20 protein-coding genes are annotated in these 26383 nt (G+C 67.5%); 10 read left to right on the plus strand and 10 right to left on the minus strand.

The window, feature by feature from the left end; translation table 11 throughout:
• Positions 1-59: 59 nt before the first annotated feature.
• Entirely contained in the window at positions 60-1781 is a 1722-nt protein-coding gene (locus tag ACTODO_RS03995; RefSeq protein ID WP_003791699.1) for an L-serine ammonia-lyase, iron-sulfur-dependent, subunit alpha, read from the minus strand.
• Between the two features lie 658 nt (positions 1782-2439).
• Between ACTODO_RS03995 and ACTODO_RS04000 the strand changes: the two genes are divergently transcribed.
• From ACTODO_RS04000 to ACTODO_RS04020, 5 genes are all read left to right on the plus strand, one after another.
• Positions 2440-4080 (plus strand): SpaH/EbpB family LPXTG-anchored major pilin, encoded by a 1641-nt coding sequence (locus ACTODO_RS04000; RefSeq protein WP_165478143.1) that lies wholly within the window; start codon positions 2440-2442, stop codon positions 4078-4080.
• A gap of 121 nt (positions 4081-4201) precedes the next feature.
• Positions 4202-5164, plus strand: coding sequence for a class C sortase (locus ACTODO_RS04005; RefSeq protein WP_003791703.1), 963 nt, complete (start codon positions 4202-4204; stop codon positions 5162-5164).
• A 70-nt stretch (positions 5165-5234) separates the two neighbouring features.
• On the plus strand, positions 5235-7865 hold the full coding sequence (locus tag ACTODO_RS04010) for a SpaA isopeptide-forming pilin-related protein (protein WP_003791705.1): 2631 nt from the start codon (positions 5235-5237) through the stop codon (positions 7863-7865).
• Positions 7866-7968: 103 nt separating this feature from the next.
• On the plus strand, positions 7969-8712 hold the full coding sequence (mtnN, locus tag ACTODO_RS04015; RefSeq protein ID WP_003791707.1) for a 5'-methylthioadenosine/S-adenosylhomocysteine nucleosidase: 744 nt from the start codon (positions 7969-7971) through the stop codon (positions 8710-8712).
• On the plus strand, positions 8709-9224 hold the full coding sequence (locus tag ACTODO_RS04020) for a low molecular weight protein-tyrosine-phosphatase (RefSeq protein ID WP_003791709.1): 516 nt from the start codon (positions 8709-8711) through the stop codon (positions 9222-9224). Before mtnN ends, ACTODO_RS04020 begins: the two co-directional genes overlap by 4 nt.
• Positions 9225-9305: 81 nt before the next feature.
• Here the strand turns inward: ACTODO_RS04020 and ACTODO_RS04025 are convergent, their stop codons facing one another.
• From ACTODO_RS04025 to ACTODO_RS04060, 8 genes are all read right to left on the minus strand, one after another.
• A complete protein-coding gene (locus ACTODO_RS04025; protein WP_003791711.1) occupies positions 9306-10634 on the minus strand; it encodes a cytochrome c biogenesis protein/redoxin in 1329 nt (442 codons plus the stop codon).
• An 87-nt stretch (positions 10635-10721) separates the two neighbouring features.
• The gene (locus tag ACTODO_RS04030; protein WP_003791713.1) at positions 10722-11411 is read right to left on the minus strand and encodes an AAA family ATPase; all 690 of its coding nucleotides are present in this window, start codon (positions 11409-11411) and stop codon (positions 10722-10724) included.
• The gene (locus ACTODO_RS04035) at positions 11408-11941 is read right to left on the minus strand and encodes a phosphoribosyltransferase (protein ID WP_003791715.1); all 534 of its coding nucleotides are present in this window, start codon (positions 11939-11941) and stop codon (positions 11408-11410) included. The genes ACTODO_RS04030 and ACTODO_RS04035 overlap by 4 nt, the downstream gene beginning before the upstream one ends.
• Positions 11942-12073: 132 nt before the next feature.
• Positions 12074-12583 carry a SprT-like domain-containing protein gene (locus ACTODO_RS04040; RefSeq protein ID WP_003791717.1) on the minus strand — a complete coding sequence of 170 codons (510 nt, stop codon included), beginning with the start codon at positions 12581-12583 and terminating at the stop codon, positions 12074-12076.
• Complete coding sequence (locus ACTODO_RS10765; RefSeq protein WP_131332765.1) at positions 12580-17514, minus strand: DUF3418 domain-containing protein; 4935 nt, start codon at positions 17512-17514, stop codon at positions 12580-12582. The genes ACTODO_RS04040 and ACTODO_RS10765 overlap by 4 nt, the downstream gene beginning before the upstream one ends.
• Positions 17515-17554: 40 nt before the next feature.
• A complete protein-coding gene (locus tag ACTODO_RS04050; RefSeq protein ID WP_003791721.1) occupies positions 17555-18526 on the minus strand; it encodes an ADP-ribosylglycohydrolase family protein in 972 nt (323 codons plus the stop codon).
• A 123-nt stretch (positions 18527-18649) separates the two neighbouring features.
• Positions 18650-19801, minus strand: a complete 1152-nt coding sequence (locus ACTODO_RS04055; protein ID WP_003791723.1) for a VIT1/CCC1 transporter family protein — start codon at positions 19799-19801, stop codon at positions 18650-18652.
• Positions 19798-20094 carry a hypothetical protein gene (locus ACTODO_RS04060; RefSeq protein ID WP_003791725.1) on the minus strand — a complete coding sequence of 99 codons (297 nt, stop codon included), beginning with the start codon at positions 20092-20094 and terminating at the stop codon, positions 19798-19800. Before ACTODO_RS04060 ends, ACTODO_RS04055 begins: the two co-directional genes overlap by 4 nt.
• Positions 20095-20343: 249 nt before the next feature.
• Here ACTODO_RS04060 and ACTODO_RS04065 point away from each other — a divergent pair, with 249 nt between their 5' ends.
• Together ACTODO_RS04065 and ACTODO_RS10865 are read left to right on the plus strand one after the other, a co-directional pair.
• Positions 20344-21186, plus strand: coding sequence for an alpha/beta hydrolase (locus tag ACTODO_RS04065; protein ID WP_034512017.1), 843 nt, complete (start codon positions 20344-20346; stop codon positions 21184-21186).
• A gap of 368 nt (positions 21187-21554) precedes the next feature.
• The gene (locus tag ACTODO_RS10865; RefSeq protein WP_165478144.1) at positions 21555-21818 is read left to right on the plus strand and encodes a hypothetical protein; all 264 of its coding nucleotides are present in this window, start codon (positions 21555-21557) and stop codon (positions 21816-21818) included.
• 205 nt (positions 21819-22023) lie between these two features.
• Here ACTODO_RS10865 and ACTODO_RS04070 read toward each other — a convergent pair whose 3' ends face one another.
• Positions 22024-23037 (minus strand): PfkB family carbohydrate kinase, encoded by a 1014-nt coding sequence (locus ACTODO_RS04070; protein WP_244262514.1) that lies wholly within the window; start codon positions 23035-23037, stop codon positions 22024-22026.
• Between the two features lie 116 nt (positions 23038-23153).
• Between ACTODO_RS04070 and ACTODO_RS04075 the strand changes: the two genes are divergently transcribed.
• From ACTODO_RS04075 to ACTODO_RS04085, 3 genes are all read left to right on the plus strand, one after another.
• Complete coding sequence (locus ACTODO_RS04075) at positions 23154-23852, plus strand: trimeric intracellular cation channel family protein (protein WP_034512020.1); 699 nt, start codon at positions 23154-23156, stop codon at positions 23850-23852.
• 9 nt (positions 23853-23861) lie between these two features.
• Positions 23862-25361, plus strand: coding sequence for an amino acid permease (locus ACTODO_RS04080; protein WP_081445772.1), 1500 nt, complete (start codon positions 23862-23864; stop codon positions 25359-25361).
• Positions 25362-25479: 118 nt separating this feature from the next.
• Positions 25480-26217, plus strand: coding sequence for an HNH endonuclease family protein (locus ACTODO_RS04085; protein WP_003791737.1), 738 nt, complete (start codon positions 25480-25482; stop codon positions 26215-26217).
• Positions 26218-26383: the final 166 nt, after the last annotated feature.

Raw genomic sequence — 26383 nt, forward strand, 5'->3', positions numbered from 1 at the left:
GGCCCGCCAGCGTCGCACACGCTGGCGTGGCCTGGTTACTCAGAGTAGCTCGGCGCGCCTCAGCACTCGACGACGTTGACCGCCAGCCCTCCCTCGGATGTTTCCTTGTACTTGGAGAGCATGTCGTTGCCCGTCTGGCGCATCGTTTCGATGACGACGTCCAGGCTCACGGTGTGGCGTCCGTCCCCCCACAGGGCCATGCGCGCCGCGTTGATCGCCTTAACAGCCGCGATGGCGTTACGTTCGATGCACGGCACCTGCACGAGGCCCGCCACGGGGTCGCAGGTGAGTCCCAGGGAGTGCTCCATTGCGATTTCCGCGGCGTTCTCGACCTGCTGGGGGCTTCCTCCCAGCGCCTGGGCCAGGCCGGCAGCAGCCATCGCCGAGGCGGAGCCGACCTCCCCCTGGCAGCCGACCTCCGCCCCCGCGATGGAGGCGTTCGTCTTGATGAGTGCGCCGATCGCGGTGGCCGCGAGTAGGAAATCATGCACGAGGGTGCGGCGATGCTCGTGAGCTGCTGCCCCGTCGGCGAGTTCGGAGCCTTCGGGCGTGGAGTCTACGGGGCGCCCGGTCAAGCGTATGTGAGAGAGCGGGGCGACTGAGCCGTCGCGAGTATCCGGGCCCGCCGCGATTCCTGGGGTCGATCCCGTCTCGGGGCAGTGGGTGACGAGATAGCCCAGGACGGCCGGAATAACGCCTGCCGCGCCGTTCGTCGGAGCGGTCACGACCCTGTGTCCCGCGGCGTTCTCCTCGTTGACGGCGAGGGCGAAAAGGTTGACCCAGTCCATCGCGCGCATCGGATCGGCCGTGGTGGAGACCCACGCCCGCGCGTCGTCGGGCACTCCCTGCCCCGTCTCAGCGGTCGTGGGGGTCGATGGCCCGAGGAGTCGGCGGGCAAGCTTTCCGGCGAGTGCTCGGGCGCGGCGGGGAACATCGAGCCCTCCGGGGAGGATGCCCGTCGCGGACGTCCCCGCGTCCACGCAGTCGAACATCGTGTCGGCGATGCGGTCAAGGTAGGCGTCCAGGGTCTCGCGGGGGCGCACCGCCTCCTCGTTGGCGCGCACCAGCTCTGCGATGCTCTTGCCCTCCGCGTCGCACTGGGCCAGCAGCTCGCTACCCGAAGTGAAGGGATAGGGAGCGGGGACGTCAATGCCGACGCTGGTTTGTCCGGAGGCTAGCGACGAAACCTCGGGGTTGTTGGTGTCGTCGTTGGTCTGGGTCATCACGAAGCCGCCTCCCACCGAGTAGTAGGTTCGTCGCAGGATGATGTGTGTGTCTGCGTCGGTGGCGGTGATGGTGAGAGCGTTGACGTGGTAGGGCAGGACCGTGCGCGCGACGAAGCGGATATCGCGTGCAACATCAAGAGTGACCTGGGCTCCGCTGGGCAGCGTCAGCGTCCCGGTGCTCGCCAGGGTCGGCAGGATCGATTCGACGGTGGAGATGTCGACGGTTTCCGGATCGTAGCCCGCCAGACCGAGGAGGACCGCGCGGTCCGTGGAGTGGCCCCTTCCGGTGGCTCCAAGGGAGCCGAAGAGATCGATTGTGATGTGGGAGGGAGGGGGTAGGGTCGCCAGCTCCGTTGTGAATGCGAGTCCCGCGCGCATGGGACCAACGGTGTGGGATGAGGAGGGACCGATCCCGATACGGAACATGTCGAAGACCGACAGGGGATGGGGTGCGTCATGGGCGGCGATGTGGCCGGACACGATGGCGGCCGGGGTTGGGCGCGAGGGATCGTAGGTGGTGACGGGCGTATCCAGAGCGACGGGGCGTAGGTCCATGGTCTCTATTGTGCAGCAGGGGCGGCTCCCGTCTCGACTGAGGGAGTTTGGGGTAGCGCATGCCGAAGGATGGGTATGGCTGAGATGTTGTGGCAGGATGTAAAGTTAACTCTCATGTTAGTTACCGATGTTCCATAGTCGTTAACTGTCAGTTGTCTAGGTAAATGTTATCCATCAGTGTCATCTATTAAAACGCATGGTAATTAAAGGACGTAGCGATCATTATCCACGCTCGTGGGGGTAGCTGGAAGCGCAATCTAGACAACGATGTGAAACAGATGATGCAAAGTTGCATTTTTCGGTAACCGTGGCGTATGGTTCTCTATGTCAAAGATATCGAGCGATTGCCTAGGTCTCCCAGTGAGGCTCGCAATCGCGACATATGAGCCAATCGAAGGGAAATTCTCGATGGCGATCGGGTGGCGATGAGATCGCGATTCGTTTGAGTGATCGCGTCTCATCGGCGAGCGCCCGATCGTTGCGGGTTAACCCTCGTTGCGGTCGTGTTGACCGGTGGCGACGGCCTGGCCTGCGAGCTGTCAAGAGCTTGCGGCGCCGACGCGCTTGCTGGATGACACTCGCGCTCGTGCTCGGGGGCGTCAGCCTCCCCTTGAAGACTTACGTCTCACACATCACACACAGGAGAATAAGGAAAACAATGAGCACCACGAAGACCCGCCGCAGCGTGAGCCTGCTCGCGGCCTTTGCCGTCGCCGCCGGCGCGCTGGCCCTGCCCGCCGCCGCGTCGCAGGCAACCCCCACCTTCGGCCTGGCTGCCACGACCGAGCGTGCGCCCTCCCTGGTCGACCTCGACCCCGCCAAGACCGGCTCGATCACCATCCATAAGCTGGTCAAGCAGGACGACAACGGCACCAAGGAAGGCAACGGCCTCCTCGACCCGAGCGCGACCGGCAAGCCGCTGGCCGGCGCGACCTTCACCGTCGAGAAGCTGACCTCCGTCGACCTGACCAAGCAGGAGGGCTGGGAGAAGCTCGCCAACTACCGTAAGGGCAAGGGCGACGAGAAGATCTCGGCGAACGCCGCCGCCATCGAGGCAGCCCGCGCCGACGGCACTGGCACGCCCGTCTCCCAGACCACGGGTGCTGACGGCCTCGCCACCTTCAACAACCTCGCGCTCGGCGCCTACATCGTCACCGAGACCCAGACCCCCGCCGGATACACCGGCTCGCGCCCCTTCATCATCACGGTGCCGATGACGCACCCCACCGAGCTGAACAAGTGGGTCTACGACGTTCACGCCTACCCGAAGAACGCCAAGGTCAACGTCGAGAAGGAGGTCGACGACGCCCAGACGCCCGCCGTCGGCTCCCCGATCTCCTACACCATCACCGCCGACGTGCCCGACGCCCCGGTCGTGGACTACTACAACGTCGTCGACCAGTACGACAAGCGCGTGAACCTGCCCGAGAATCAGATCATGCTGCAGATGGTCGAAGCCAAGGACGGCGATGTTCCCCTGGTCAAGGGCGACGACTACACCCTGACCCCGGCCGTGGGCACAGACGGCAAGACCAACTTCTGGACCGCCGAGTTCACCGAGGCCGGCCGCAAGAAGATGATCGCCCAGCGCAAGAGCAACGACACCAAGATCGTCATGTCGCTGGAGGGCACCCTCAAGGAGAAGATCGGCGACGAGGGCCTGGTCGAGAACAAGGCCATCCTCCTGCCCGGCGCTCCCGCCAACAACTGGACGCCCGGCAGCGGCGAGGTTCCCCCGCCGGACTACCCGAACGCCAAGGTCGTCTCCAAGTTCGGCAAGGTGACGATCACCAAGACCTCCTCCGTTGACGACACCAAGAAGCTCCAGGGCGCCGAGTTCCAGGTCTACAAGTGCAAGCCCACCACCAAGCCCGCCAACAACTTCGAGTCGGTGGATGCCTCCCTCGACACCAAGCTGACCGTGGACGGTAAGGACACCTTCGTCACCGACGACCAGGGCAAGGTCACGATCGACGGCCTGCGCAACAACGACTGGGAAGACAACGAGGCAGTGGCTGACCCCGGCTACTACTGCCTGGTTGAGACCAAGGCTCCCGACGGCTTCGAGCTGCAGTCCCGCCCGATCGCCTTCCAGATCCTGGAGTCCAACTCCACCAAGGACAACAAGTACACCCTCGAGACCACCGTCAAGGACGTGCCGAAGAACGGCGGATTCAACCTGCCGCTGACCGGTGCTGCCGGTGTCGGCGTGCTCATCGGTACGGGTGCGCTCCTCGTGGCTGGCTCCGGCGCGATCGTGCTGGCCAACAAGCGCCGTAAGGAGCAGGCTGACGCCTGATCCGCGGTAGCACACGGGGGTGCGGCCTGCGGCCGCACCCCCGTGCATGCAACGAACATTCGCCTCTGGTGAGGCGACATCCCAATGACTCAGCTGGAGTGCCAGCACGAATGGAGAACGCGTGAGTAAGCAAGCGCCCGATCAGTCGAAGATCCCTCTCAAGGTCCGTCTTCTGACGATCGCGCCCCCCGTTCTCCTCCTGGCCGGTATCCTCGTCCTGCTCTACCCGGTCCTGGCCACCCAGTACAACAATCATCGCCAGTCCCAGATCGCCGAGCAGTTCAGTGCGGTCGCCGAGGAGGTTGGTCCTGACGCGGTTGCAGAGAGCCTGAGCCGCGCCGATGAATACAACCGCGCGGCCGCGGAGGCACCCATCCTTGACCCCTGGTTGGATGCGCAGCGCCCCGACACCGTCCAGTACCAGGAATACCTCTCTCAGCTCGACTTGAACGACGTCATGGCGACCGTCAAGATCCCATCCATCGACGTCAATCTTCCGATCTACCACGGAACCGACACCGCGACCCTCGACAAGGGGGTCGGCCATCTGTTCGGCACAGCTCTCCCCGTGGGTGGGGAGTCTACCCACACCGTCCTCACAGGCCACACGGGCCTGGGGACGGCCACGATCTTTGATGAACTCACGAGTGTGCAGATGGGCGAGTTCTTCTACATTGAGACCGCCGGCCGCCACCTGAAGTATCAGGTCACCGACATCCGCGTGGTGTTGCCCAACGAGACAGAGTCCCTGAACAAGGTGGAGGGTAAGGACCTGGCCACCCTGATCACGTGTACTCCCTACGGAGTCAACACGCACCGCCTCCTCGTGACGGGCGAAAGGGTCCCCATGGATGACGGGGACGCGCAGGCCGAGGCCGAGCAGGTTCACTCCCGCGTCCTGCAGCCCTGGATGATCGCCGTCCTCGCCTCCGTTGCAGTGATCCTGTGCGTCGCCGGCTGGATCTGGCTGCGCTCGCGCAAGCGGACCCGGGAAGCGCTGGAGGCACCGCACGCGCCGGAATCGTTGGCTGTGGTGGAGGACGCCGCAGCCCCCAATGAAGACGAAGCGTCAATTGGCGAGTAAGCTCACTAGCACGCTTGTTGTCTGAGCACATATAATTACCTTGGAACTGTAAAAGATACTTGGAGAACTGATGCAGTATCGCCCCAACGCCCGCATTGTGCGAGATGCGAGGGCCGCGATCACGCCTCGTCGGTATGGCGTGCGGATCCTCGTCGCAGCCGCGCTCGCCGCGCTCGTCGCGATGCCCGGCCTGCTGGCCTCCCCGACCCAGGCCGGCCCGACCCTCGAAAGCGCCGGATCAGACGAGGTTGTCTTCGATCGCACCGAGGGCCGCATCGGTCCCGCCATTCTCAACGACTCTCCGACCGACCGCACGACGGCCGTCGCCGACCACGCATTCTTCGGCGTCGTGCGCGGCATGAGCGTCTACGACTCCAGGGACCGCAACCAGTACTCGCAGGCTCACCAGCCGGGCGTGGCCCAGCGCTGGCTGAAGGCCGACGTCGCCAAGCGTGGGGACTACTGGTCCTACATCACCCGAGGCGTCGCGTGGGACTACCACATCAATCCCCACGGATACCAGGGGGAGTACAGGGACAACGTCATCTCCGCCTCAACCACGAGCGCCCTGGGCTACAAGCCCAACAACCCCGGCAAGTCCGCGCTCAACAGCACCTTCCTGATCGGCACCGTTCGACACAACAACTTCCCGATCTGGTCGGAGATCCACTACGTGCACGCCTCTTTCGACATTCGCATCGGAGACCTCGAAGAATCATTCCCCTTCGACCAGCACGAGACCACCAATGATAACGACACGACCGCCGTGGCGAATCAAGGTGGAGCCTACAGGTACTACTCGCAGGCGTACTCCGCCCGCTCGTGCCCCGCGGAGGCACCCTACTACGCCCTCATCCGCGGATACGGGGAGAACACCTGGTTCTGCTTCCAGCACGTGGGCCCCGGCTACGGCAACTACGATATTTACACCGACCAGCCGAACTACTACCCCAACTACGTGGATGTTCCGGGGCACACGCCCGAATCTGACGACGTGCTCACCGTGAATAAGACCACCTCGGACCGCACCCTCGTCGTTGACGGCATCCCCTACCGCCTCTTCCTCTGGGGCTTCGTTCCCAGCGCCGACGGCAACTGCCCCGCCGAGCCGCCCGCGGGTTCGGCTCCCGTCAACACCTTCACCACGAAGGAGAATCAAACCTCCTTTGGATGCCTCTACGGAGAGTTCCGTCAGGAGCGATTCCTGCGCATCGCGAAGAACGTCACCGAGGACTCCGGAGCCCCCGGCGAGGAGATTCCCGCCTTCAACTTCACGACCCTGCCCGCTGGCGACTGGAAGGCCCCCGAGGGAGCGCCCCTGCCCAACGAGGCACAGGCCGACACCTACATCAGTCCCGGATCCTTCTCCGACTTCTCCCTCAAGCCCACCGCCTACGGCAACGGCGGGACGGTTCTGAGCGGATACCAGTCCTTCATCCCCGGAAAGTCCCAGTTCATCGTCGCCGAGACCGGACCCACGATTCCCGGCAGGAACCCGATCGCGCCCGGCCAGCCCGGCTACTACGGCCCCTGGCCAGTCAGCGATGACCCCAACGCCGCACAGTGGAAGCTGTCGGAGGTCACCTGCGTCAACGGAGTTGGCGACCGAGTGAACGTCACGCGCGACCCGGCCACCGGCGGCATCGACTTCTCCGCCGTGCCCCCCGCCTCCTCGGCCAAGGCTCTGCCGGTGACCTGCACCTTCACCAACCAGAAGCAGGCCCCCAAGATCCGCATCGAGAAGAGCATCGAAAGCGTCAAGGACGCTTTCACCCCCAACATCACCGTCACCTATCGCATTACCGCCACCAACGACGGGACCCTGACAGGAACCACCGGACGACTGTCCGACTCCCCCTCCTTCGCTCCGGGACTGAAGGAGCGCTCCGTCAGGATCGCCACGACCCTGGAAGGCCTCGACAGCGCCACCCCAACGCGCTACGGCCCCTACACCCTCACCGAGGGCACGGACCTCGAACCGGGCGCCCAGGCCACCTGGTACATCCGTATGAATGTGGCACGCAACAAGAGGACCCCGGGTTACAGTGAGCCCGCACTGGAGTGCGCCTCCGACAATGGGCACCTGACGCCCAGACGCGGCCTCTATAACTCGGTGAGTGGCCCCTACGATTACGACGGAAGCGCCAACAACGAGGCCTGCGCTCCCGTGCGTCCTCGCTACATCCGCATCGAGAAGGCCGGGACCCAACCCGTTGGCACTCCCAACGATGATGGAACCTACCCGCTGAAGGGCGCTGCCTTCGCGATCTACGACAACGCTGAACTCAAGGGGACGCCCGTCAGCGTCGTCGACGGTGGCCCCACCTTCCTGAGCGCCCCCCTGGCCCCTGACACCAACTACTGGCTCGTCGAGACACGCGCGCCAGCCGGACACGCGCTTCTCCCCAGGCCCGTCCCATTCCGCATCAGCGTCGGAAACGACGCGGAAGCGACCACCGTCCTCACGGCGGAGTTCGGTCCCGATGAGGGCTTTTCCTCCGTGCGCGTCCTGCCGGCGCAGCCCGGGGTGAGCGGTGAGGCGGGGGTCCCCGGCATCCGTATCGTCGACACCCAGGTGGGCACGCTGCCCGTCGCAGGCGGATACGGCGTCTACCCCCACGTCGCGGCAGGAGTCGGCATGATTGCCCTTGCTGGAGCGTGCATGTGGGCGCGTAAGCGCCAGCGCGTCAGCCAGTCCTGACAAGGCCGGTAGGCTAGCGAGACCCCCGAACCACCGGTCCGGGGGTCTCGCTGCGCGCGGGCCGAGCGCGCCCGGGGCGCTGCCGTCGCCTAACATTGAGGGCATGAATCTGCGCATGCCCGAACGCGTCCGCGTCGACGCCGTCATCCAGGCCGCCATGGACATGGAGGCCGCCCCCTTCCTACACGAGCTTGCCCCCCTCGGCGACGCTGAGACACCCGACGCGGTGCTCGGCGGGTCGCGCATGACCCAGCGATTTGCCCTCGGGGAGCTCGAAGGGAAGAGTGTCCTGGTGGTCACCTCGGGCATCGGGCTGGCGAACGCCGCCTGCGCCACCGCCCGCGCCCTCGCACTCGTCGATACTCCCGTGGTGATCGCTGCGGGTACGACCGGTGGACTCGCGCGTGACATCAACGTCGGTGACATCGCCGCTGGAACGACCGCCATCTACGGGCAGGCGGATGCAACTGCGTTTGGATACGCGCCGGGACAGATCCCACAGATGCCCGTTGACTACACCTCATCCGAGGCGGCGGCAGCGCGACTGGACGACCTGTCCGACGTGATCTCCCACCGGGTGCGAATCGGCCAGGTTCTCTCCTCCGACTCCTTCTGCACGCAGGAACACGCCGAACCCATGCGTCGACGCTTCCCCGACGCCATTGCCACCGACATGGAGACCTGCGCGATGGCCCAAGTATGCTGGTCCGCCGGCGTCGACTGGATCTCCCTGCGAGCCGTCTCTGACCTGTGTGAGCCCAGCGCCGACCAGGCGTTCCATATGGATGGCAAACGCGCGGCCTCTCACAGCGCCGACGCGGTTGCCGCCTACCTGAGGATGCTATGAACACCAACGATCGCCCCACCCGAATCCTCATGGTGTGTACCGGCAACATCTGCCGCTCTACGATGGCCCACGCGGTCCTCGAACAGGCCGCCGCGCGCGCCGGTGTGGACGTCATCGTCGATAGCGCCGGCGTCTCCGACGAAGAGCAGGGCAACCCGATCGACCGCCGCGCCGCTCGCGTGCTGCGCGACGCCGGGTACACCGTGCCCGACCATCGTGCGCGCCAGATCCGCGCCGGCGAGCTGGGGGAGTGGGACCTCATCCTGGCCATGACCTCGCGCCACCTGAACGTCCTGGAGCGCCTTGCTGAGCGCGTGGGGGTTGAGCATGAGGGCGCGCCCGCGTCCGCCGCCGAACTGGGGCAGGGGCCGCGCGTGTGCCTGTACCGCGACCTCGACCCCGAGGGCAGCGGTGACGTGCCCGACCCGTGGTACGGCGGCCACCAGGACTTCCTGGACACCCTTGAGGTTATCGAGCGGGTCACCCCGCAGATCCTCGCCCTCGTGCGCTAGGCGCGCGGCGAACCGACGTTTTATGCAGACGAGCGGCCACCCTGCGTGGGGTAGCCGCTCGCTGCGTTAAAGGGTGGCGCCTCAGTTGGGCAGGGACGCTCCCGCCTCGGTGAGGAGGGTGCGAATCTGCTCCTCGAGGCCCGAGGTGCCCCTGCCCATCGAGCGCAGCTGCCCGTCAGGCCCGGCCAGGTAGTGGGTCGGCCACGCGTTTGCGCCGTAGGCCTTGAAGGCCTCCAGCTCCGGGTCCAGCGCCACCGGGTAGGTGATGCCCAGACGCGACGCGGCGCCACTGACGACGGACGCTTCGCGCTCGTGGGCCTGCTGCGGGGAGTGTACGCCGATCACAACGAGGCCAGCGTCCTTGTACTTCTCGTAGATGCGCTCGACCTCGGGAATCTCGCGCGCGCAGTTGACGCACGAACTCGACCAAAAGTCGACGAGGGTCACCGTGCCGTGAGGTTCTCCCAGGGAGTTGAGCCACTCCGTGGCACCGATCGCGGGGAGGGTGCCGCAATCCTTCGCCCCGCTGCGCGCGCACTGCGCGAAGTCGGTGCTCGCCTGGACCTCGTGTTCGGGCTCGCACGCGCCGTCCTCGCAGGCGCCTTCAGTGCTGGCCTCGAGCGAGGCCGTGTAGTCGGGGATCATGCGCTGCAGCGCCATCGGGGCGTCCGTCGCGATACCCAGCGCGAGCGCGATCATCGCGACGCCCGCGGCGATGCGCAGGGGGCGCTGGCGGGTCTTCAGGAAGCGGGCGGCGACACCCGAACCCGCGATCGCGACGATCATCAGCGGGATCGACACGCCGATCGCGAAGGAGATGGCCAGGCCGACGATGTGCCACGTGATCTGCCCGGAGCTGGAGGCCACGATGATCGAGGTCAGCACCGGACCCGCGCACGGCACGAACGCCGCGCCCAGGACGAGGCCGAGGCCGAAGCCCGCGCTGTCGCCCGTCGTGCGAGGTGCCAGGCGCGTGAAGGGACGCTCGAGCACTTCCATGATCTTCGGGATGATCATGCCGATGCCGACGGCCATCAGCAGGACGATGCCGGTCCAGCGGATCAGTGCCTGCGGCAGGTTGAGCAGGCTCAGCAGCGCCGAACCCGCGACCGTGATGATCATGAACGAGGTGACGAGGCCCAGGACGATGAGCACGGGACGACGCGTCACCGAGTCGCTACCGTCGGCCTTCACGGCTGCCTTCTTCGGTGCTTCGCCGCCCAGGTTCACGCCCGGAGCGACGCGGAACAGTGACGGGTCGATGCCCATCTTTCCGTCCTCGGAGGATTGGGGCGCCTCGTTCGAGGTGCGGCCGCCAGCGGCTCCGAGGAACAGTGCGGGTAGGACGGGAAGGATGCACGGGGAGATGCCCGTGATGAAGCCTCCAAGAAGGCCAAGCAAGAGGAACATAGGTTCACCTTACTTGGTAGTAGTTGAAAATGCACGCGAATTGTTGGATGCAAGCGCACAAACGGATGTCAGAGCCCGACAGTGTGCCTACAGCGACAGGACCAGGTCCGCGCGCTCCTTCGTGCGATCGACGAGGGCCATGTTCGCCGCGTCCACCGTGCGCACCCAGTGCGCGGCGTCCGCGCGGTCGCGGCCAAAGCTCATGTGTCGCTCGATTAAACGCGACGCAAGCTCCTCGAATGGAGTGTCAATAAAGACGAGCAGGTCGATGAGGCCGCGCACATCCGCCCAGCCGGGCAGCTCAAGGCCCAAGTAGTTGCCCTCCGTGATGACGACGCCGTCGACCTCGACGGGTAGGGAGGCGGCGATGGGCTCGTGCAGGTCACGCCGGTAATCGGGGGCGAGGACGACGCCGTCCGCGCGGCGAACGCGCCCCAGGAGGGCGACGTATCCGCCCACGTCGAAGGTGTCGGGCGCGCCCTTGTGGTCGGCGATCCCGCGCGCGGCCAGCACCGCGTTGGACATGTGGAAGCCATCCATGGGCGCCAGGCCGGCGACCGGGATGCCTGCCTCGGGCAGGGCGCGCGCCAGCTCGGCGGTGATCGTCGTCTTGCCGGTCCCGGGAGGGCCGGTCAGGCCCAGCACGCGCACGGGGTCACCGCTGCGTGCGCGCTCGGCCACGGCCTCGACGATGCGCCGGGTGATCGACGAGGCCTGGGCGCACTCAGGGGAGGCGGCAGTTGCCTGCCGTCCTGAGCTCGCCCGTGAGGAAGTCACGGCTTGATGACGGGCAGCGTCGACCAGGGGAAGTTGATCCACTTGTCGGTGTACGCCCACACGTAGTCGGGCTCGATGATGGACACGGGCTTCTTGTAGATGACCACGCTGCGCGCCTCGACGCGCACGGCGGCGGAGCCGTCGAGAGAGAGGCCGTGCTCGTCGATGAGGTCCATGACCATCTTGAGGGTCTTGCCGGAGTCGGCGACGTCGTCGACGACGAGGACGCGCTTGCCGTCCATCGCGGAGACGTCCATGAGCGGGGGAAGGAGCTGGGGCTCCTCGAGGGTTTCGCCGATGCCGGAGTAGAACTCGACGTTCATGGTGCCGATAGCCTTGACGTCCATCGCGTAGGCGATGGCGCCGGCCGGGATGAGGCCGCCGCGCGCGATGGCGACGATGAGATCTGGGATCCAGCCGGAGTCGACGATCTGCTGGGTGAGCTCGCGGGACGCGTCGCCGAAGCCTTCCCAGGTGAGGACCTCGCGGTCGGGAGCGGTGGTGGCGTCGGGGCTGGCGGTGGTACCCATGGCTTCCTTCTCTCGGGGGTGTTGGGATCAAGGGTATCGCCGTCGGGTGGGTGTGTGCGCGCCCGTACGGAGAATAAAACTGTGACGTGGGTGGACGCTCGCCTCGTGCGCACTCAGTTGGCGTCGGTAACGCTAACGACGGCGGCGGATCGAGGCGAGTTCGCGCTCGTATGCGCGCCCGGGCGAGGCGGCCTTTCCTCGGTGCTCCCACGTGAGGATCAGCGCCGGGTTGAAGGCGCGCGAGCACACCCCGCACGAGGAGACACGCCTCGGCGCCCGGTACAGGCGGCGGGTGGCCCCGCAGCGCGGGCACGTGCCCACCCAGGGTGCGTCCGGGGAGGGCAGGGACGAGGGCAGCCGCGCGGAATCCGGAGCGCCGAGGGCGCGTGCGGCCCGCTTCCACGCGGCGTCGTGCCCGTGGGAGGGGCCGACGAGGGCGTGGGCGATCTCGTGCAGGATGACGCCCCGGATCGTGCCTTCGTCGTACAGGTCGGTGAGTGGCCCGGACAGGCTGATCGTGCGCGAGGCGTGCGTGCACGCCCCCGCCCGGCGCTTGGCGTGGTCAAAGCGGAAACGCCAGTCCGCCAGTCCAGCCGCGTCCATGAGGGAACGCGCGAGGGCACGTGCCTCCTCGCGCTTCACCGCGCCCCCGCGAGGACGCCGAGCAGGCGCTTCATGGAAACCTTGTTGGGCGTGCCCAGGGTCTGGGCGAACATCGACACGCGCAGCTCCTCGGCCATCCACCGCGCCTGAGTGAGCGCGGCGTCTCGGCGGGCGTCGTAGGGCCGATGCTCCAGGGCATCGCGCGTGGCGGCGATCTCGGCCTCCGCCTGGTGGATGCGGTCCATGTCCTCCAGGTCGCGGGCTAGCGCCCCCGGCGACGAGGCGGCGCGCTCGATGCGCACGGCACCAGCGCGCAGGTAGCGGGCCAGGTGCGGCAGCGCGGAGGCGGGCGTCGCCGACACGAAACCCTCGTCGAGCAGGGTCTTCCCATGCGCCGCGACGTCGCGCGTCGTCTCTTCGAGCGAGGCCTGGGGGTGCGAGCGCACGGCGGCGTCGGCCTCGGCGCTGGCCTCCAGGGCCCGCACGACGTGGGAGAGGATCTGGTAGACGCGGTCCTCGTGGGCATCGCGCGCGGCCGCCACGAGCGTCTCGAAGGCCTCGGGGTCGCGCACATCGGCCGGTGTGCTCAGCTCGTCCACGAGGGCGAGGGCCGAGGCCAGCTGCGCGTCCGCGACCAGGGCTGCCGTGTCCGCGTAGGGGGAGGCCGCCAGCATGAGGGCCTCGCGGCCCGTCCACCGCGTGGTCACCCGGTTCGTCGCCAGTGCGACGCGGGAGAGCAGCAGACGAGCGAGGCCGGCGCGGTGCTCACGGTCGGCCTCGGCGGCGCTGGCCACGACGCGCACGCCCGCAGCCGGGGCCGCGGCGCTACCCTGGGGGACCAGTGCAGGGAAGGCCCGCAGTGTCATCGTGCCCGAGGTCTGGGTGATCGAGCGCGGCAGCGTCGGCATCTGCGTGACGCCGTCCGCGTGGAACGCCGGGTCCTGCGCGGGGGCCGAGGCCCGGGCATCCTTCGGTGCCTGTGTGCCCTTCCCGGCTGCGGACTGCGCGCCCACGTTGGACGCGGATGCGGAGGTGGAGGAATCTTCCCCACCTCGCGCGGTGGCCTTCTCCGAGGCCCCGCGCCCGCGCTTGTTCCTGCGCGCCTGCTTCTCTCCGGCCTCCTCGAGGGCCGCGCGCACGGCCGTGCGCACCGCCTTGTTCGCGTCGCTGGCGAGGGAACGCTGCAGGTAGGCCAGGTCCTTGCCCGCGCCCAGCTCCTTGCCCGACGCGTCGGTGACGACGAAGGTCATGCGCAGGTGGTCGGGCAGGTGGGCGCGCGCGTGCGCCAGGTCTGCCTCGCTGAGGTCCACGCCGCGCAGCACGCGCACCGCGTGGGCGAGGGCGTCCAGGATGGGGCCCTCGGTGAGGGGGCGGGGCTTGGGCGCCTCGGTGGTTGCTTCGGGGTTCTGCTGGGTGGATTCCGGTGCAGGAGCCTCCTTGTGCGCGGCCTTCTTCGGCGCCTTCGCGGGGGAATTGCGCGTCGACAGCTTGCCCGAGGTCGCGCCCCACGCGGCCAGGCGGCCCATCGCGGCGTCCAGGCTCAGCGGGTCTGGCTCGTCGGAATCCTTGGTCTTCTGCGGGCCTGCGGCGGACTCGTCCGCCACTGGCGCCGCCAGGGCCGGCTCGTCGCCCGCCTGCTCGATCCAGCGAGCCACCGACGCGGCCACGTCCGGCGCGGGGGCCAGCAGGCGGCGCACGCCCTTGGGTAGCGCGCGGATTGCCTCGGTCAGCAGGTCCTCGCGCATGCCGGGCACCAGCCAGTCCGTGCCCGCATCGCTGACGCGCTCGAGCACCTCGATTGGGATGCGCATCGACACGCCGTCGCGCGGGCTACCCGGGGCAAACTCGTAACTCAGAGGCAGCGACAGATCGCCGCACTGCCAATGATCCGGGAAACCCTCGCCCGAGGTCGCCTCGCGCGGCATCAGCAGGGACGCCGGGTAGATCAGCAAATCCGGATGCTCCCGGCGCTTGTCCTTCCACCAGCGGTTGAATGCCGCCGCGCTGGTCACGTGCTCGGGGATCAGGTCGTCGAAGAAACGGAAGCGCGCCTGCTCATCCGCGACGAGGCCGTGGGTGCGGCTACGGCGCTCAACCTCGCGGGCCTGCTCCACCAGTGCCTCGTTTCGGCGTTGGAAAGCGTGCCTCTCCCTCCACTGACCATCCACCAGAGCGTTGCGAATGAACATCTCGCGGGCCAGCTCACGCGCCGTCGTCCCTTCGCGCGCGGCCGCCAGCTCCTCGAAATGACGCGGCTCAAACGACCCCGACGACAGCGGATCCTTCGACGCCGACACCAACCCGGCCGCCAGCGCCTCCAACGACCCCGCGCGCGGAGCATGAGAGCGCGAGGCGGCCACGGCCTCGTCGATGACGAGGTCACCCAAGCGACCCAGCAGCACCTCGCGGTCCGCCGCCAGCGTCAGCCCGTAGAGCGTCACGCGCTCGCGGACCATCGCCGCGCCCTTCGCGACCGACCAGAACGGCTCCGAATACGAGCGCTTGAGCAGGCCGCGCGCCGCCGGCTCCACCCACTCCGGGCGGATGCGGGCCACCGTGCGCGCAAACAGGCGCGAGGTCTCCACGAGCTCCGCGGTCATCACCCAGGCGGGGTGCCCGCTCACGCCTGAGCCAGGCCAGATCGTGAAGCGCGTGCCGCGGGCGCCCTCGTAGTCGCGCTTCGTCTCGTCCCACGAACCCAGGTAGGACAGCAGGCCGACCAACAGCGAGCGGTGCACCTGGTCCGCGTCCACGCTCGCCGTGCCCTGCCCGTAGGCCAAGACCGCGCGAACGGCCGCGTCCTGCGCGCCGCCGAACTGGGCGGCCTCCACGACGTCGCCCGTCGACGGCTCGCCCATCGGCCCCGCGGCGATTCCCAGCGCCCGCGCCATCTGGCGCAGCTGGCCGACGACGTCGCGCCATTCGCGCCACCGCAGGTAGTGGAAGAACTCCGCGCGGCACATGCGCCGGAACGCCGAGCCCGACAGGTCGCGGGCCTGCACCGCCAGGTAGCGCCACAGGTTCAGGTAGGTGATGAAGTCCGAATGGGGGTCGGCCAGGCGCGCGTGCGAGGCGTCCGCCGTGCCCTGGTGCTCGGCCGGGCGCTCGCGCACGTCCTGGATCGACAGCGCCGCCACGATGACGAGCACCTCCGAGGCGCATCCCCGGCGCTCGGCCTCCAGCAGCATGCGCCCCAGGCGCGGGTCGATCGGCAGGCGCGCCAGGTCCCGTCCGATGCCGGTGAGTCTGTACTGGGACGAGGCCGGGGCGGCGTCCGCGCTCTCACGATCCTGCGCGAGCGCGCCGATCTCCACGAGGAGGGCCACGCCGTCGCGCACCGCGCGCCGATCCGGGGCGTCCAGGAACGGGAAGTCCTCGACGGCGCCCAGGCCCAGGGACGCCATCTGCAAGATGACGCTGGCCAGTGACGTACGCAGGATTTCCGGCTCCGTGAAGCGCGGGCGCGACAGGTAGTCGGCTTGGGAGAACAGGCGGATCGCCACGCCCTCCGAGACTCGGCCGCATCGGCCCGCGCGCTGGTTCGCGCTGGCCTGACTGACCGGCTCGATCGGGAGGCGCTGCACCTTCGTCTTGTTGGAATAGCGGGAAATACGAGCCAAACCCGGGTCGATGACGTAGCGGATGCCCGGCACCGTCAGCGATGTCTCCGCCACGTTCGTCGCCAGGACCACGCGGCGCAGGCGGTGCGGCTCGAACACGCGATGCTGCTCGGCCGCTGTCAGCCGCGCGTACAGCGGCAGGATCTCGATGTCTCCCGGGTGTGCGCCCTTGTCATCTCCCGCGCGCCGGCCTCGTCCCTTCAAGTGATCGAGGAGGGCCACCTCCGTGTCGCGGATGTCGCGCTCGCCCGGCAAGAAGACGAGGATGTCGCCGTCGCCCTCCGCGCTTAGCTCGTCCACCGCGTGGCAGATCGCGGTCTCCACGTCGATGTCCTCGCCCATGCCGTAGCCCAGCGTCGCCAGCTCGTCGTCCGGGTCCTCCAGGACCAGCTGCATGGGGCCGGAGCTCTGCTCGTCTGCGCTTTCCTCGGGCTCGTCCGCATGCTGCGCTGAGGCCTCGGACGTGTACGAGGAGGGTGTCGTCGGGCCGAGGGGACGGTAGCGGATCTCGACCGGGTACGTGCGTCCCGAGACCTCGATGACCGGCGCCGGCTCGATCAGGCGACCCGAGCCGGGCGTGCCCTCCCACGTGCCGAAATGGCGCGCGAAACGATCCGAATCGATCGTCGCCGACGTGATGATGACCTTCAGGTCCGGGCGCGCGGGCAGCAGGCGTGCCACGTAGCCCAGGATGAAGTCGATGTTCAGGCTGCGTTCGTGGGCCTCGTCGATGATAAGCGTGTCATAGCGGCGCAGCATCGGATCCGACTGAATCTCCGCCAGCAAGATGCCGTCCGTCATGAGCTTGACGAGGGTTGTGGGGCCGACCTCGTCCGTGAAACGCACCTGGTAGCCGACCACCTGGCCGCGCTCGCGGCCCACGGTCTGGCCCAGCTCGTCGGCGATGCGGTCCGCGACCGAACGCGCCGCGAGCCTGCGCGGCTGGGTGTGCCCGATCATGCCGGCCACTCCGCGGCCCAGCTGCATGCAGATCTTCGGCAGCTGCGTCGTCTTACCCGAGCCGGTCTCGCCCGACACGATGACCACCTGGTGGTCGCGGATGGCGCGGGCGATCTCGTCGCGGCGGGAGCTCACCGGCAGGTCGGGGAAGGAGATGACGGGGATAGCTGCGGCGCGCTCGGCTAGCTGCTCCGGCGTGAAGGGCTTGAAGGGGCGCGCGTGTTCGCGGGGCGGGCGGCCCTCGCGGGTGCGCTTCTCTCGGCCCTGGCGGCCTGCCTGGCCTCGGCGGCGCCGCACGCTGTCACGCCCGTTGGCGGGGCGACCCGCGTTGCGAGAACGGGGGCCGCGCTCGTTGGGCTCGGACGGAGGCGTGGGGCGAGAGTCAGGCATGATAGCGCCAGTCTAGTCGCTGGCCAGAGGCGGCCGCCGGTCAGACGGAGGGCGCCTCGTCCTGCAGGTCCTCGTCGAAGCGAGTGACCGGCGGTTCCAGGCGCAGATCGACGAGGTCGCGTGCCAGCTGGTCGATCTCCTCGCCCTGGTACACGCGCTCCCTCCACGAGGCCGGGATGGCCTCGATCCCATACAACGCGCCACCCAGCTGCCCGTAAATCGCGGCGTTCGTATCCGAGTCACCGCCCATGTTGGCGATCGCCAGGGTCGCATCCTTGAAGGAAGGGAAATCCAGCAGGCCGTGCACCGCCAGGCGAAGACCGTTCACGATGTAGCCGCTGGTCTCAGCCTCCCACGACGCGCGAACCTGCGGATCCGGGCTGATCACCCGCGCGGCCATCTCGTCGAACGGCTGACCCGTCGACGCCCAGGACACGTCCATGAGCTGCTCCGGGGACCAGCCCAGCAGCGCGCCAACCAGCAGGGCGGCGAAGACCTCGGTGGCGGCCTCGGCCTCGACGGAATAATGCGTCTCGCGTGCGCTCAAGCGAGCGGTCGCGACGACCTCGCGAGGGGAACGCGAGCGGAACCCAGCGATCACCATGGGCGCCAGACGCATAATTCCGCCGTTACCGGCGCTGTTCGTGCGCTCGGCGGTCACAGGCACACGTGGATCGTGCTCGAAATCGAATAGCGCGGCGCGCACCTGGCCGCCGATGTCGAAACACCTGTCCGTCGACGAACGGTAACCCTCCGAAAACCAACGCTGGTAGCGCTCCATCACGTCGAACGAGTCGTAGCGGCCCTGCGCCAGCAGGGAATCCGCGATGCACAGAGCCATCGACGTGTCATCCGTCCACTGCCCGGGCTTCAGTAGGAAAGGCCCTCCGCCCACCATGTCCGTGATCGGATCGAAAGTGCCCGCCCACTTGAACTCGTTCGTGGTGCCCACCGCGTCGCCGACAGCCAGGCCCATGAGGGCGCCGCGCGCCCGAGAAAGAAAATCCGACATGCCCCAAGTGTCGCACAGGGGCCTCGTGATGGGTCCCGGCGTCCGCAGCGCCTGCCCTCCGCAGGCAGTCGAGGTCAGCGGAGCGCGCGAGTTAGCCCCGGCCTCGTCCCCGGCGTGGAAGACTCAGGCGATCGACGTGCCGAACAGTGAGCCCAGCAGGTACGTGACACCCGCGGCGCCGTAGCCCACAATGAGCTGGCGCAGCGCGCGGGGCGCGGGGGACTGGCCGGACAGGATGCCGACCACGCCGCCCGTGAACAGCAGGGCGACGCCGACGATCACAGCCGCGACCACGATCGCCGCCAGGCCGGTCATGCCCAGCAGGTAGGGAATCAGAGGGAAGAACGCGCCCGCCGCGAAGAAACAGAACGAGGACAGCGCCGCCTTCATGGGCGTGCCCACCTGGTCGCCCGCACCGTCCGACTCGGGGCTGCCGCCCAGGGCGGCACGCACCGCGATCGCGCCGGACTCGCCGGTCGCAGGCTTGGCGAGGCGCGCGAAAACCTGCCTCGCGTGCCGCTCGGCCTCCTCCTCGCTCTCGCCACGCGCACGGAATACGAGCGCCAGCTCGTTCGCGTCCACATCCAGGTCCGGCACCGCCTGATGCGCGTCCGGGTCGGGGATTGAGGCGTCGAGGAGTTCGCGCTGACTGCGCACGCTCACCCACTCGCCGGCCCCCATTGACAGGGCACCCGCGAGCAGGCCCGAAATGCCCGTCAGGAGAACGACATGGGGCTCCACGCCCGTCGCCGCCACACCCAGCACGAGTGCCAGGTTCGACACGAGGCCGTCGTTCGCGCCGAAGACTGCCGCGCGGAACGTGCCCGCCAGGGTCTCGCGGGACTTTGCCGCCAGGGAACGAATGACCTCGGCGTGAATGTGCTCGTCCGCCTGCATGTGCGCGGGCACATCGTCATCCACGTCGCGGGCGGAACGCTGCTCCGCGCGCTGGGCCATCGCCAGAATGAAAATCGTGCCAAAAAGGTGTGCGAGGACGGACGCGGCGCGCGTGCGCAGTGGCGGTTTGGGAGCGGGCAAAGCGTGGTCGCCCAGGCGAGCCAGCCAATACTCCTCGTGGCGGCGCTCCGCCTCCTCGAGCTGCAAGAGGACCGCGCGCTCCTCGCCCGTCCGGCGCTCAGAAAGGTCGCGGTAGGTGCGGGCCTCCATGCGCTCCTCAGCCAGGTGCTTGCGCCAGCGCTTGATCTGCGCGCGTGATGGCTCCTGAGTGTTGAGCTGTGGGTCTGCGCTCACGGCCTCGTTCCCCACCGCGCTCAACGCTGCGTCGTGGAGGAGGTGGCCTGCGCGTCAACCGTCGTCGGCTCGGAGGCGGGGGCGCCGAAAAGGCGTTCCTTCACGGCGTCGGCGACCTTATCGGTCACCTGTTCGCCGCCCGCACGCACGAGGTCGGACATCTTCTGGCCCGCCGCATCCAGGGGGCGTGCGACGATCGGGAGACGGCGCAGCTTCGAGGCGTTCGCGCGGATCTGCTCGTAGCGCTCGCGGCCTGCTCGGGTGCCCAGGACGTATCCGATGCCAACTCCGATGAGGATTCCAGTCTTGGTTCCCATGAATGTCCTTCTCTCGCTGCAAGTCGTGGGGCGTCCCGTTGTGGCGGGTGTTTCGCAATCCCCGTGGGCGCGGCTCTCACCGGCGCGTATGCGTCCCATCTTAGTGGCGCTGCCTGCCGCGCCGCACGATCCTCACCATGAGTGGGGATTATTCACGGATGCTTCTCGTCTCAGATGTCCCCTTGTCACATTCGTGCACAGTGTGGGCCCCTCTTTCGGTGAGTGGTCCGCACGCGCTATGTTTATAGCGTGAGTCAGATAACGATTGAGACGCCCCGGGGAGTGTCCCTCTCCGGTACATTCACGCGTCCCGTGGACTGCCGCGACGCCGCGGTGATCTTTTCTCACACCTTTTTATCGGATCGTCACGCATCGGGCATGTTCGACTCACTCGGTCGTGCACTGCGTCGCGCCGGCTATGCCACCCTCACCTTCGACTACTCCGGCCACGGCGCCTCGGGCGACGAAATCATCACCTTCGACCCCCTCATCGAAGACTTCCGCTCCGCGTCCGGCTGGCTCGCCGACCAGGGCTTCGCGCGCCAAATCTGCGTCGGCCACGAGTTCGGCGCCGCCGTCGCGCTGCGCTCGCGCCCGCCCGCCGTGCAGACATACGTGCTGGTCTCCCCGGTCCTCGGTCCCCTTTCCTACGACTGGAACCTCGTGTTCTCCGACGTGCAGCTCTCCGACCTTGAGCACCACGGGGCCACGACCGTGCCCGACGACTCCGAGTCCGTGCGCCGGCAGTTCACGATCTCCAAGCGCACCCTCGCCGACATGTCCATGGTCTCCGGCGAGGACGCGCTGCGCGGCCTCAGCGTCCCGGTGCTCATCACGCACGACTCCTTCGATGAGGAGACCGGTCTGCTCGACCGCACGCGCGAGGTCTTCCACTTGCTGCCCGACGGCTCCCTCGTCGAAATGACCGCTGCCCCCGACGGCATCGCGGGCGAGTACACGCCGGTCGACGGCGTGCCCATCATCGACGAGGCCGTGGATCGCGCGCTCGCCGCCTCCGGTTCGGCGCACCTGCCTACCCTGGCGGATGTCGCCGCCAAGTGGGCGAGCCGCTGGGTGCCCGTGAGTCGCTGATCGCCCGATTTCCGGCGCTGCTTGTTGCGCCGCTGGTGTTCCGGGCGCCGTTGGGCCCGGCCAGGCCCCGCAGGCCCCGTGGCGGCGTCCAATCGGGCGGGGCTCGGGGCGCGTGTGCTTGCTCTGGCCCCGCCGCCGCCCACCGGAACCGTGGCCAGGCCCACCAATCCCTCCGGCGCCCTCCACACCGGCGGCGCTGTGTCGCTGTGCGTTGCTGGCATGCTCACCGCTACCCCTAGCAATGTCGCAGGTCATTCCGCTGAGACTATTTCAGAATGTGAATTGCATTCGTTGGTATTTCAATGTTTCTGAGTGTTGTTGAGGGGCTGGTCCGATCGAATGACGTGCGGGTTTTCTGAGGAGTGGGCATGTGGCTGCGTGCGGCGCGGTTGTCTGAAACCGTCATCGCCTTTGCTCGCTCGTACGTGCGTGGGGTTGAAACCGTCATCGCCTTTGCGGGTGAGAAACGGGCGATTTTGGTGCGGTTTTCGGTCGCAGAGGTGACGGTGGTTTCAATGGTTGCTGTTCAGGGGTGCGCAGTGGTGATGGGGGTTTCATGCTGGCCTGCATCTGTGGCTGCAGAGGTGTCATTGGTTTCAAAGTTGCCACGTGGCTGTGTCCTGTGCGCATAAAAGTTCGCCCTGCTTGGTCTGATGGTGGGAGAATGCGTGAATAGGTTCGCCCAGCGCACGAGAGAAGGCCTAGAATCGGTGTTTTGTGGCGTGCTGGGCGAGTTTTTTGCGAAAACACCGTAGTAGGGGCTGCGCTGGGCGAACTTTGTCGCGGGCCAGCAGCCGCGGGATCCCGCCGGGCAACTCGTGCCCCGCCAGCGGCCACCTACCAGCCGCGCACCAGCTCAGCGAGAGCCCGGGAAGTCAGCCACTGCCTCGTGCCGAAGGAAGACACAGACACTGCGGCGACGGACGAGGCAAAGCGGATGAGGCGCTCCGGGTCAGCGTCCCCGCCGCGCTCGATCGCCCACACGAAAGCCCCATGGAAAGCGTCGCCCGCCCCCAGCGTTGATGCGTCTGGGACGGCTTCGACGGGAATCTCGCCGCTCGTGCCATCCCACCAGTACTGCACGGTCCGATCCCCGCGCGTGCGCACAGTGCGCGTGATGCCGAAGCCTCGCAGGAACTCGGCGACCTGCGCCCCGTTCGGACGCGCCATCAGCGGCGGCGCGAAATCCTCCGACACGACCGCGATGTCGACGAAGCCCAGCAGGGGAGTGAGCCAGTCCTTCCATGAGCCGCCATCCAGGATGCGCGGGTGCGGCGGGTGAGCCTCGAGTGGGGCGAACGGGTCCTCCCCGTCGACCTCGGGTACGCCCAGCGTGAGGGCCGCGTGCGCGAGCGCCGGGTTGTGCCCGTCGATGAGGACCGCGCCGACCCGCTCGGGCAGATCGGTCGCCACGCGCTCCGCGTCGGCGTCGAGCCGCGCGTTCGTGGAGGCCACCATGCGACCGCTCGGGTGCTCAATGATCGAGGACACTGCGGGCTCGCGCGACGCGGGGGACGAGGCCGGGGCCGTCGCGTCCACGACGCGCACACCCACGGCCGCCAGGTCGGCCGCAAGGAAGGCTGACACCGGGCCTTCGCCGAGCGCTGTCAACAGAATCGGCGTTTCCTCAGAGTCAGCGGGAGCGCCCGAGGCGGCCCCGGCCTCGTCCTCAGGATCAGAAAGAACACGCGAGGCCGCGCACAGCGCCGCGTACGTGACGGCCGCGTTCGTCGCGGGACCGCCTGCGGCCATCGTGAAGTCCGTCGACGTGACCTTCAGGGAAGGGTCCGGCACGTGGTCGAGTCGATGCAGGACATCCAGGGTCGTGAGCCCGGCGAAGAGAGCAGTCATGGGGACATTGTCGCACCCGGTGGCCGCGCGAGACGGGATGGCCATGGCTCTCGCTGATAGGCCGACAAACCCTGTAGCATATGAACAACGACACTCATCGACTCCTCCGGATCGCCATGCACCTGCTCGACGCGCTGAACAACTCCCTGCCCGAGGTCTTCCGAGCCATTGATCTCATGGGCGTTCTCCTCAACGGTATCCTCGGCGGCAAAGTTGCCCGAGAACGCAACTTCGACGCCGTCGGCTTCTGCATTCTCGCTATCATGACGGCGCTCGCGGGTGGCATGATCCGTGACCTGCTCCTGACGACGCGCACCGGAGCGCCCGTCGCCATCACGGACCCCTACTACCTGGGGTTCGCGATCGTCGGCGCTCTCATCGCGATGGCCTTCCGCATGGATTCGCGCGCGTGGTCGGTGCTCCTCGTGATCGCCGACGGCATGGTGCTGGGCTGTTGGAGTGCGACCGGTGCGATCAAGACCCTCGATGCGGGGTTCGCGATCATGCCGGCGATCCTCATGGGCATCATGACGGCGATCGGCGGCGGCATGGTCCGTGACATCTCCGCAGGCCTGGTGCCGCGCGTCTTTGGTGGCAACAACCTCTACGCGACCCCCGCGTTCGCGTGCTCGCTAGTCACCGTCATCTTCTGGCACATGGGCCAGCCGGTCCTGGGCATGGGCGCGTCCATCATCGTGGGCCTCGTGTTCACAGGAATGGCGCACTGGCGCCGCTGGAAGCTCCCCCAGACCCGCGAGTGGACCATCACTCTCACATATTCGCAGTTAAAAGCTCTGCGTGGGGGCAAGCGTTAGTATGGCGGTGTGACTCCCAAATCAACACCCGCTTCTTCAGCTCCCGCCGCGTCGGCCGCCTCCGCGCGTAAGCCGTTCAAGACATGGCACCTGTCGATGATGGCCCTCGGCCTCGCCATCGGTGCTGGCTTCTTCCTGGGCACGGGTTCCGCGATCCATCAGGCCGGTCCGGCTGTCATCGTGTCCTACGCCCTGGCGGCCATCATCGTCGTGTCGGTCATGCTGGCTCTCGCGGAACTGGCCTCGTCTCTGCCGTCGACGGGGTCCTTCTCGTCCTACGCCGAGGCTGGGATCGGTCGGTGGGCCGGGTTCACGATCGGGTGGCTGTATTGGGTCATGCTCATCATGGTGTCGGGTCTGGAGGTGACGGGCGCGGCGACGTTCTTCGTCGGCTGGTTCCCCGCAGTTCCGCAGTGGGTGGTTGCCCTCGTAATTGTCGTTGTTATTGGCGGCATTAACCTGCTGGCGGCCGGGCAGTACGGTGAAATCGAGGCCTGGCTGTCGATGGTGAAGATCGTCGCGATCATCGCCTTCCTGGGCGTGGGCGTGTACCTGGTTGCGCGCACGGCGATCGCCGGCCCCCTGCCGGGTCACGAGGGCGTGCTGCAGAACGTGCTGGGGCACAACGGTTTCGCACCCAATGGCCTGTCGGGTATCGCGGTCGCTCTCCTGGCGGTCATCACGTCCTTCGGTGGCCTGGAGATCGTGACAATCGCCGCCGCCGAGGCCGAGGATCCCCGCGCCGCCATGAGCAGCGCGATTCGCTCGGTCGTCACCCGTATCCTCGTGTTCTACGTCGGGTCCGTCATCCTGCTGATAGCGCTGCTGCCCTGGGACAGCGAGGCGATGAATACGAACGCTTTCGCTGCGATCCTTGAAATGGCGGGCGTCCCTGCGGTCGGTACGCTCATGAACGTCATCATCTTCATGGCGCTGATTTCCGCGTTCTCTGCGAACATCTACGCCTCCTCCCGCATGGCCTACTCACTGTCTGCGCGCGACATGGGACCGCGCTGGCTGCTGGGTGCCTCGGCCTCCAATAAGGCGCGCGCACGTTCCGTCGTTGAGGCGGCCCTCGAGGACGACGAGGCGCTCCTGGCTACCGAGCTCCAGGGTGACATTGAGGCTGGACGGACCCCGAAGCGCGCGGTCGGCCTCGTCGTCGTGCTGGCGCTGCTGGCCGTCCTGGGTAACTGGTACCTGCCCGGTTCGATCCTGACCATGCTCATTAACGCGATCGGTATGGTTCTGCTGATCGTGTGGACGTTCATCATCATCTCGCTGATGCGTTTGCACCCCTCGCTGGAGCGCTCGGGCTCTCTCGTGATTCGTATGCCCGGGTGGCCGTGGCTGCCGTGGCTGGTCCTCGCGGGTCTGGGTGGGATCGGTGTCCTCATGCTCATGAGCGACGAGGGCCGGGCTCAGCTGGTCTCCATGGGTGCGCTCACGCTTGTGATCGTAGCGATTTACTTCGTGCGCCAGCTGGTGGGGTCGCGCAAGAGGGCCTAATTATCCACAGGCACTCGCCGCCGGGACGCAGATGCCGGTGGGTGGGTGCATCATGAGGGCACCCCGAGCGGTCGGGGTGCCCTCATTTTGTGAGTGTTGTGAGAGGAAGAAGAGGGAGATGGCGCGCAAGCGACGCAGGAGCGTTGGGGACACGGTCCTCCTGCTGGTGATTCTCGCGGCGCTCGTGTGGGCGTTCGCGCCCGGCGTCGGCTGGGATCTGCTGGGCCTGCGTTCGCGCCTGGGGTGGCCGCCGCTGCGCACCGGGCAGGCGCTGTCCTCTCTGCCGGATAGCGAGGCTGCCCGCCAGCTGCGTGAGCTCACGGTCCGAGAGTCGGTCGACGATCCGGCCGCGCCGGCGTATGACCGCGAGGCCTTCGGGCAGCGCTGGGCGGACACCGACCGCAACGGCTGCGACACCCGCAATGACATTCTTGCCCGCGACCTGGCGCGCCCCACCTTCAAGCCGGGCACGCGCGATTGCGTGGTCCTGTCGGGCACGCTCGCCGAGCCCTACACGGGTGCCACGATCGAGTTCCAGAGGGGGGACAAGACCTCGTCCCTGGTGCAGATCGACCACGTCGTCGCCCTCGCGGACGCGTGGCGCTCGGGGGCCTGGCAGTGGGACGCGCAGCGCCGCCAGGAATTCGCCAACGACCCGGAGAACCTGCTCGCGGTGGATGGCCAGGCTAACGAGGACAAATCGGCCTCGTCCGCGGATCAGTGGCTGCCGCCCAATGCCGCGTTCCGCTGCGACTATGTGAAGCGCCAGATCGCCGTCAAAAACTCGTACGGGCTGAGCGTGACTCGGGCTGAACAGGACGCGCTCGCCGAGCAGCTGTCTATCTGTTCCGGGTGATGGGCGGGGTGCTAGCCCTGCGCCATGCGCCGTTGTGACGCGCAATTCTGACTAGCAATTTCCAGTGGTTTCCCAGGCGTTTTCTCACGATGTGTCCATCTCGTGTGGAACTGAGCGCACGTCCGCAACATTGCCCGATAAAGCCGGTAATGTTCCCCTCAAGGGG

Source organism: Schaalia dentiphila ATCC 17982 (assembly GCF_000154225.1).
Lineage (GTDB): Bacteria > Actinomycetota > Actinomycetes > Actinomycetales > Actinomycetaceae > Pauljensenia > Pauljensenia dentiphila.

Excerpts from the sequence above, each read along its gene's own strand:
- ACTODO_RS03995 (WP_003791699.1), bottom strand. The coding sequence starts at position 1,781 with ATGGACCTACGCCCCGTCGCTCTGGATACGCCCGTCACCACCTACGAT.
- ACTODO_RS04000 (WP_165478143.1), top strand. The coding sequence starts at position 2,440 with ATGAGCACCACGAAGACCCGCCGCAGCGTGAGCCTGCTCGCGGCCTTT.
- ACTODO_RS04010 (WP_003791705.1), top strand. The coding sequence starts at position 5,235 with ATGCAGTATCGCCCCAACGCCCGCATTGTGCGAGATGCGAGGGCCGCG.
- mtnN (WP_003791707.1), top strand. The coding sequence starts at position 7,969 with ATGAATCTGCGCATGCCCGAACGCGTCCGCGTCGACGCCGTCATCCAG.
- ACTODO_RS04020 (WP_003791709.1), top strand. The coding sequence starts at position 8,709 with ATGAACACCAACGATCGCCCCACCCGAATCCTCATGGTGTGTACCGGC.
- ACTODO_RS04025 (WP_003791711.1), bottom strand. The coding sequence starts at position 10,634 with ATGTTCCTCTTGCTTGGCCTTCTTGGAGGCTTCATCACGGGCATCTCC.
- ACTODO_RS04035 (WP_003791715.1), bottom strand. The coding sequence starts at position 11,941 with ATGGGTACCACCGCCAGCCCCGACGCCACCACCGCTCCCGACCGCGAG.
- ACTODO_RS10765 (WP_131332765.1), bottom strand. The coding sequence starts at position 17,514 with ATGCCTGACTCTCGCCCCACGCCTCCGTCCGAGCCCAACGAGCGCGGC.
- ACTODO_RS04050 (WP_003791721.1), bottom strand. The coding sequence starts at position 18,526 with ATGTCGGATTTTCTTTCTCGGGCGCGCGGCGCCCTCATGGGCCTGGCT.
- ACTODO_RS04060 (WP_003791725.1), bottom strand. The coding sequence starts at position 20,094 with ATGGGAACCAAGACTGGAATCCTCATCGGAGTTGGCATCGGATACGTC.
- ACTODO_RS10865 (WP_165478144.1), top strand. The coding sequence starts at position 21,555 with ATGTGGCTGCGTGCGGCGCGGTTGTCTGAAACCGTCATCGCCTTTGCT.
- ACTODO_RS04070 (WP_244262514.1), bottom strand. The coding sequence starts at position 23,037 with ATGACTGCTCTCTTCGCCGGGCTCACGACCCTGGATGTCCTGCATCGA.
- ACTODO_RS04075 (WP_034512020.1), top strand. The coding sequence starts at position 23,154 with ATGCACCTGCTCGACGCGCTGAACAACTCCCTGCCCGAGGTCTTCCGA.
- ACTODO_RS04085 (WP_003791737.1), top strand. The coding sequence starts at position 25,480 with ATGGCGCGCAAGCGACGCAGGAGCGTTGGGGACACGGTCCTCCTGCTG.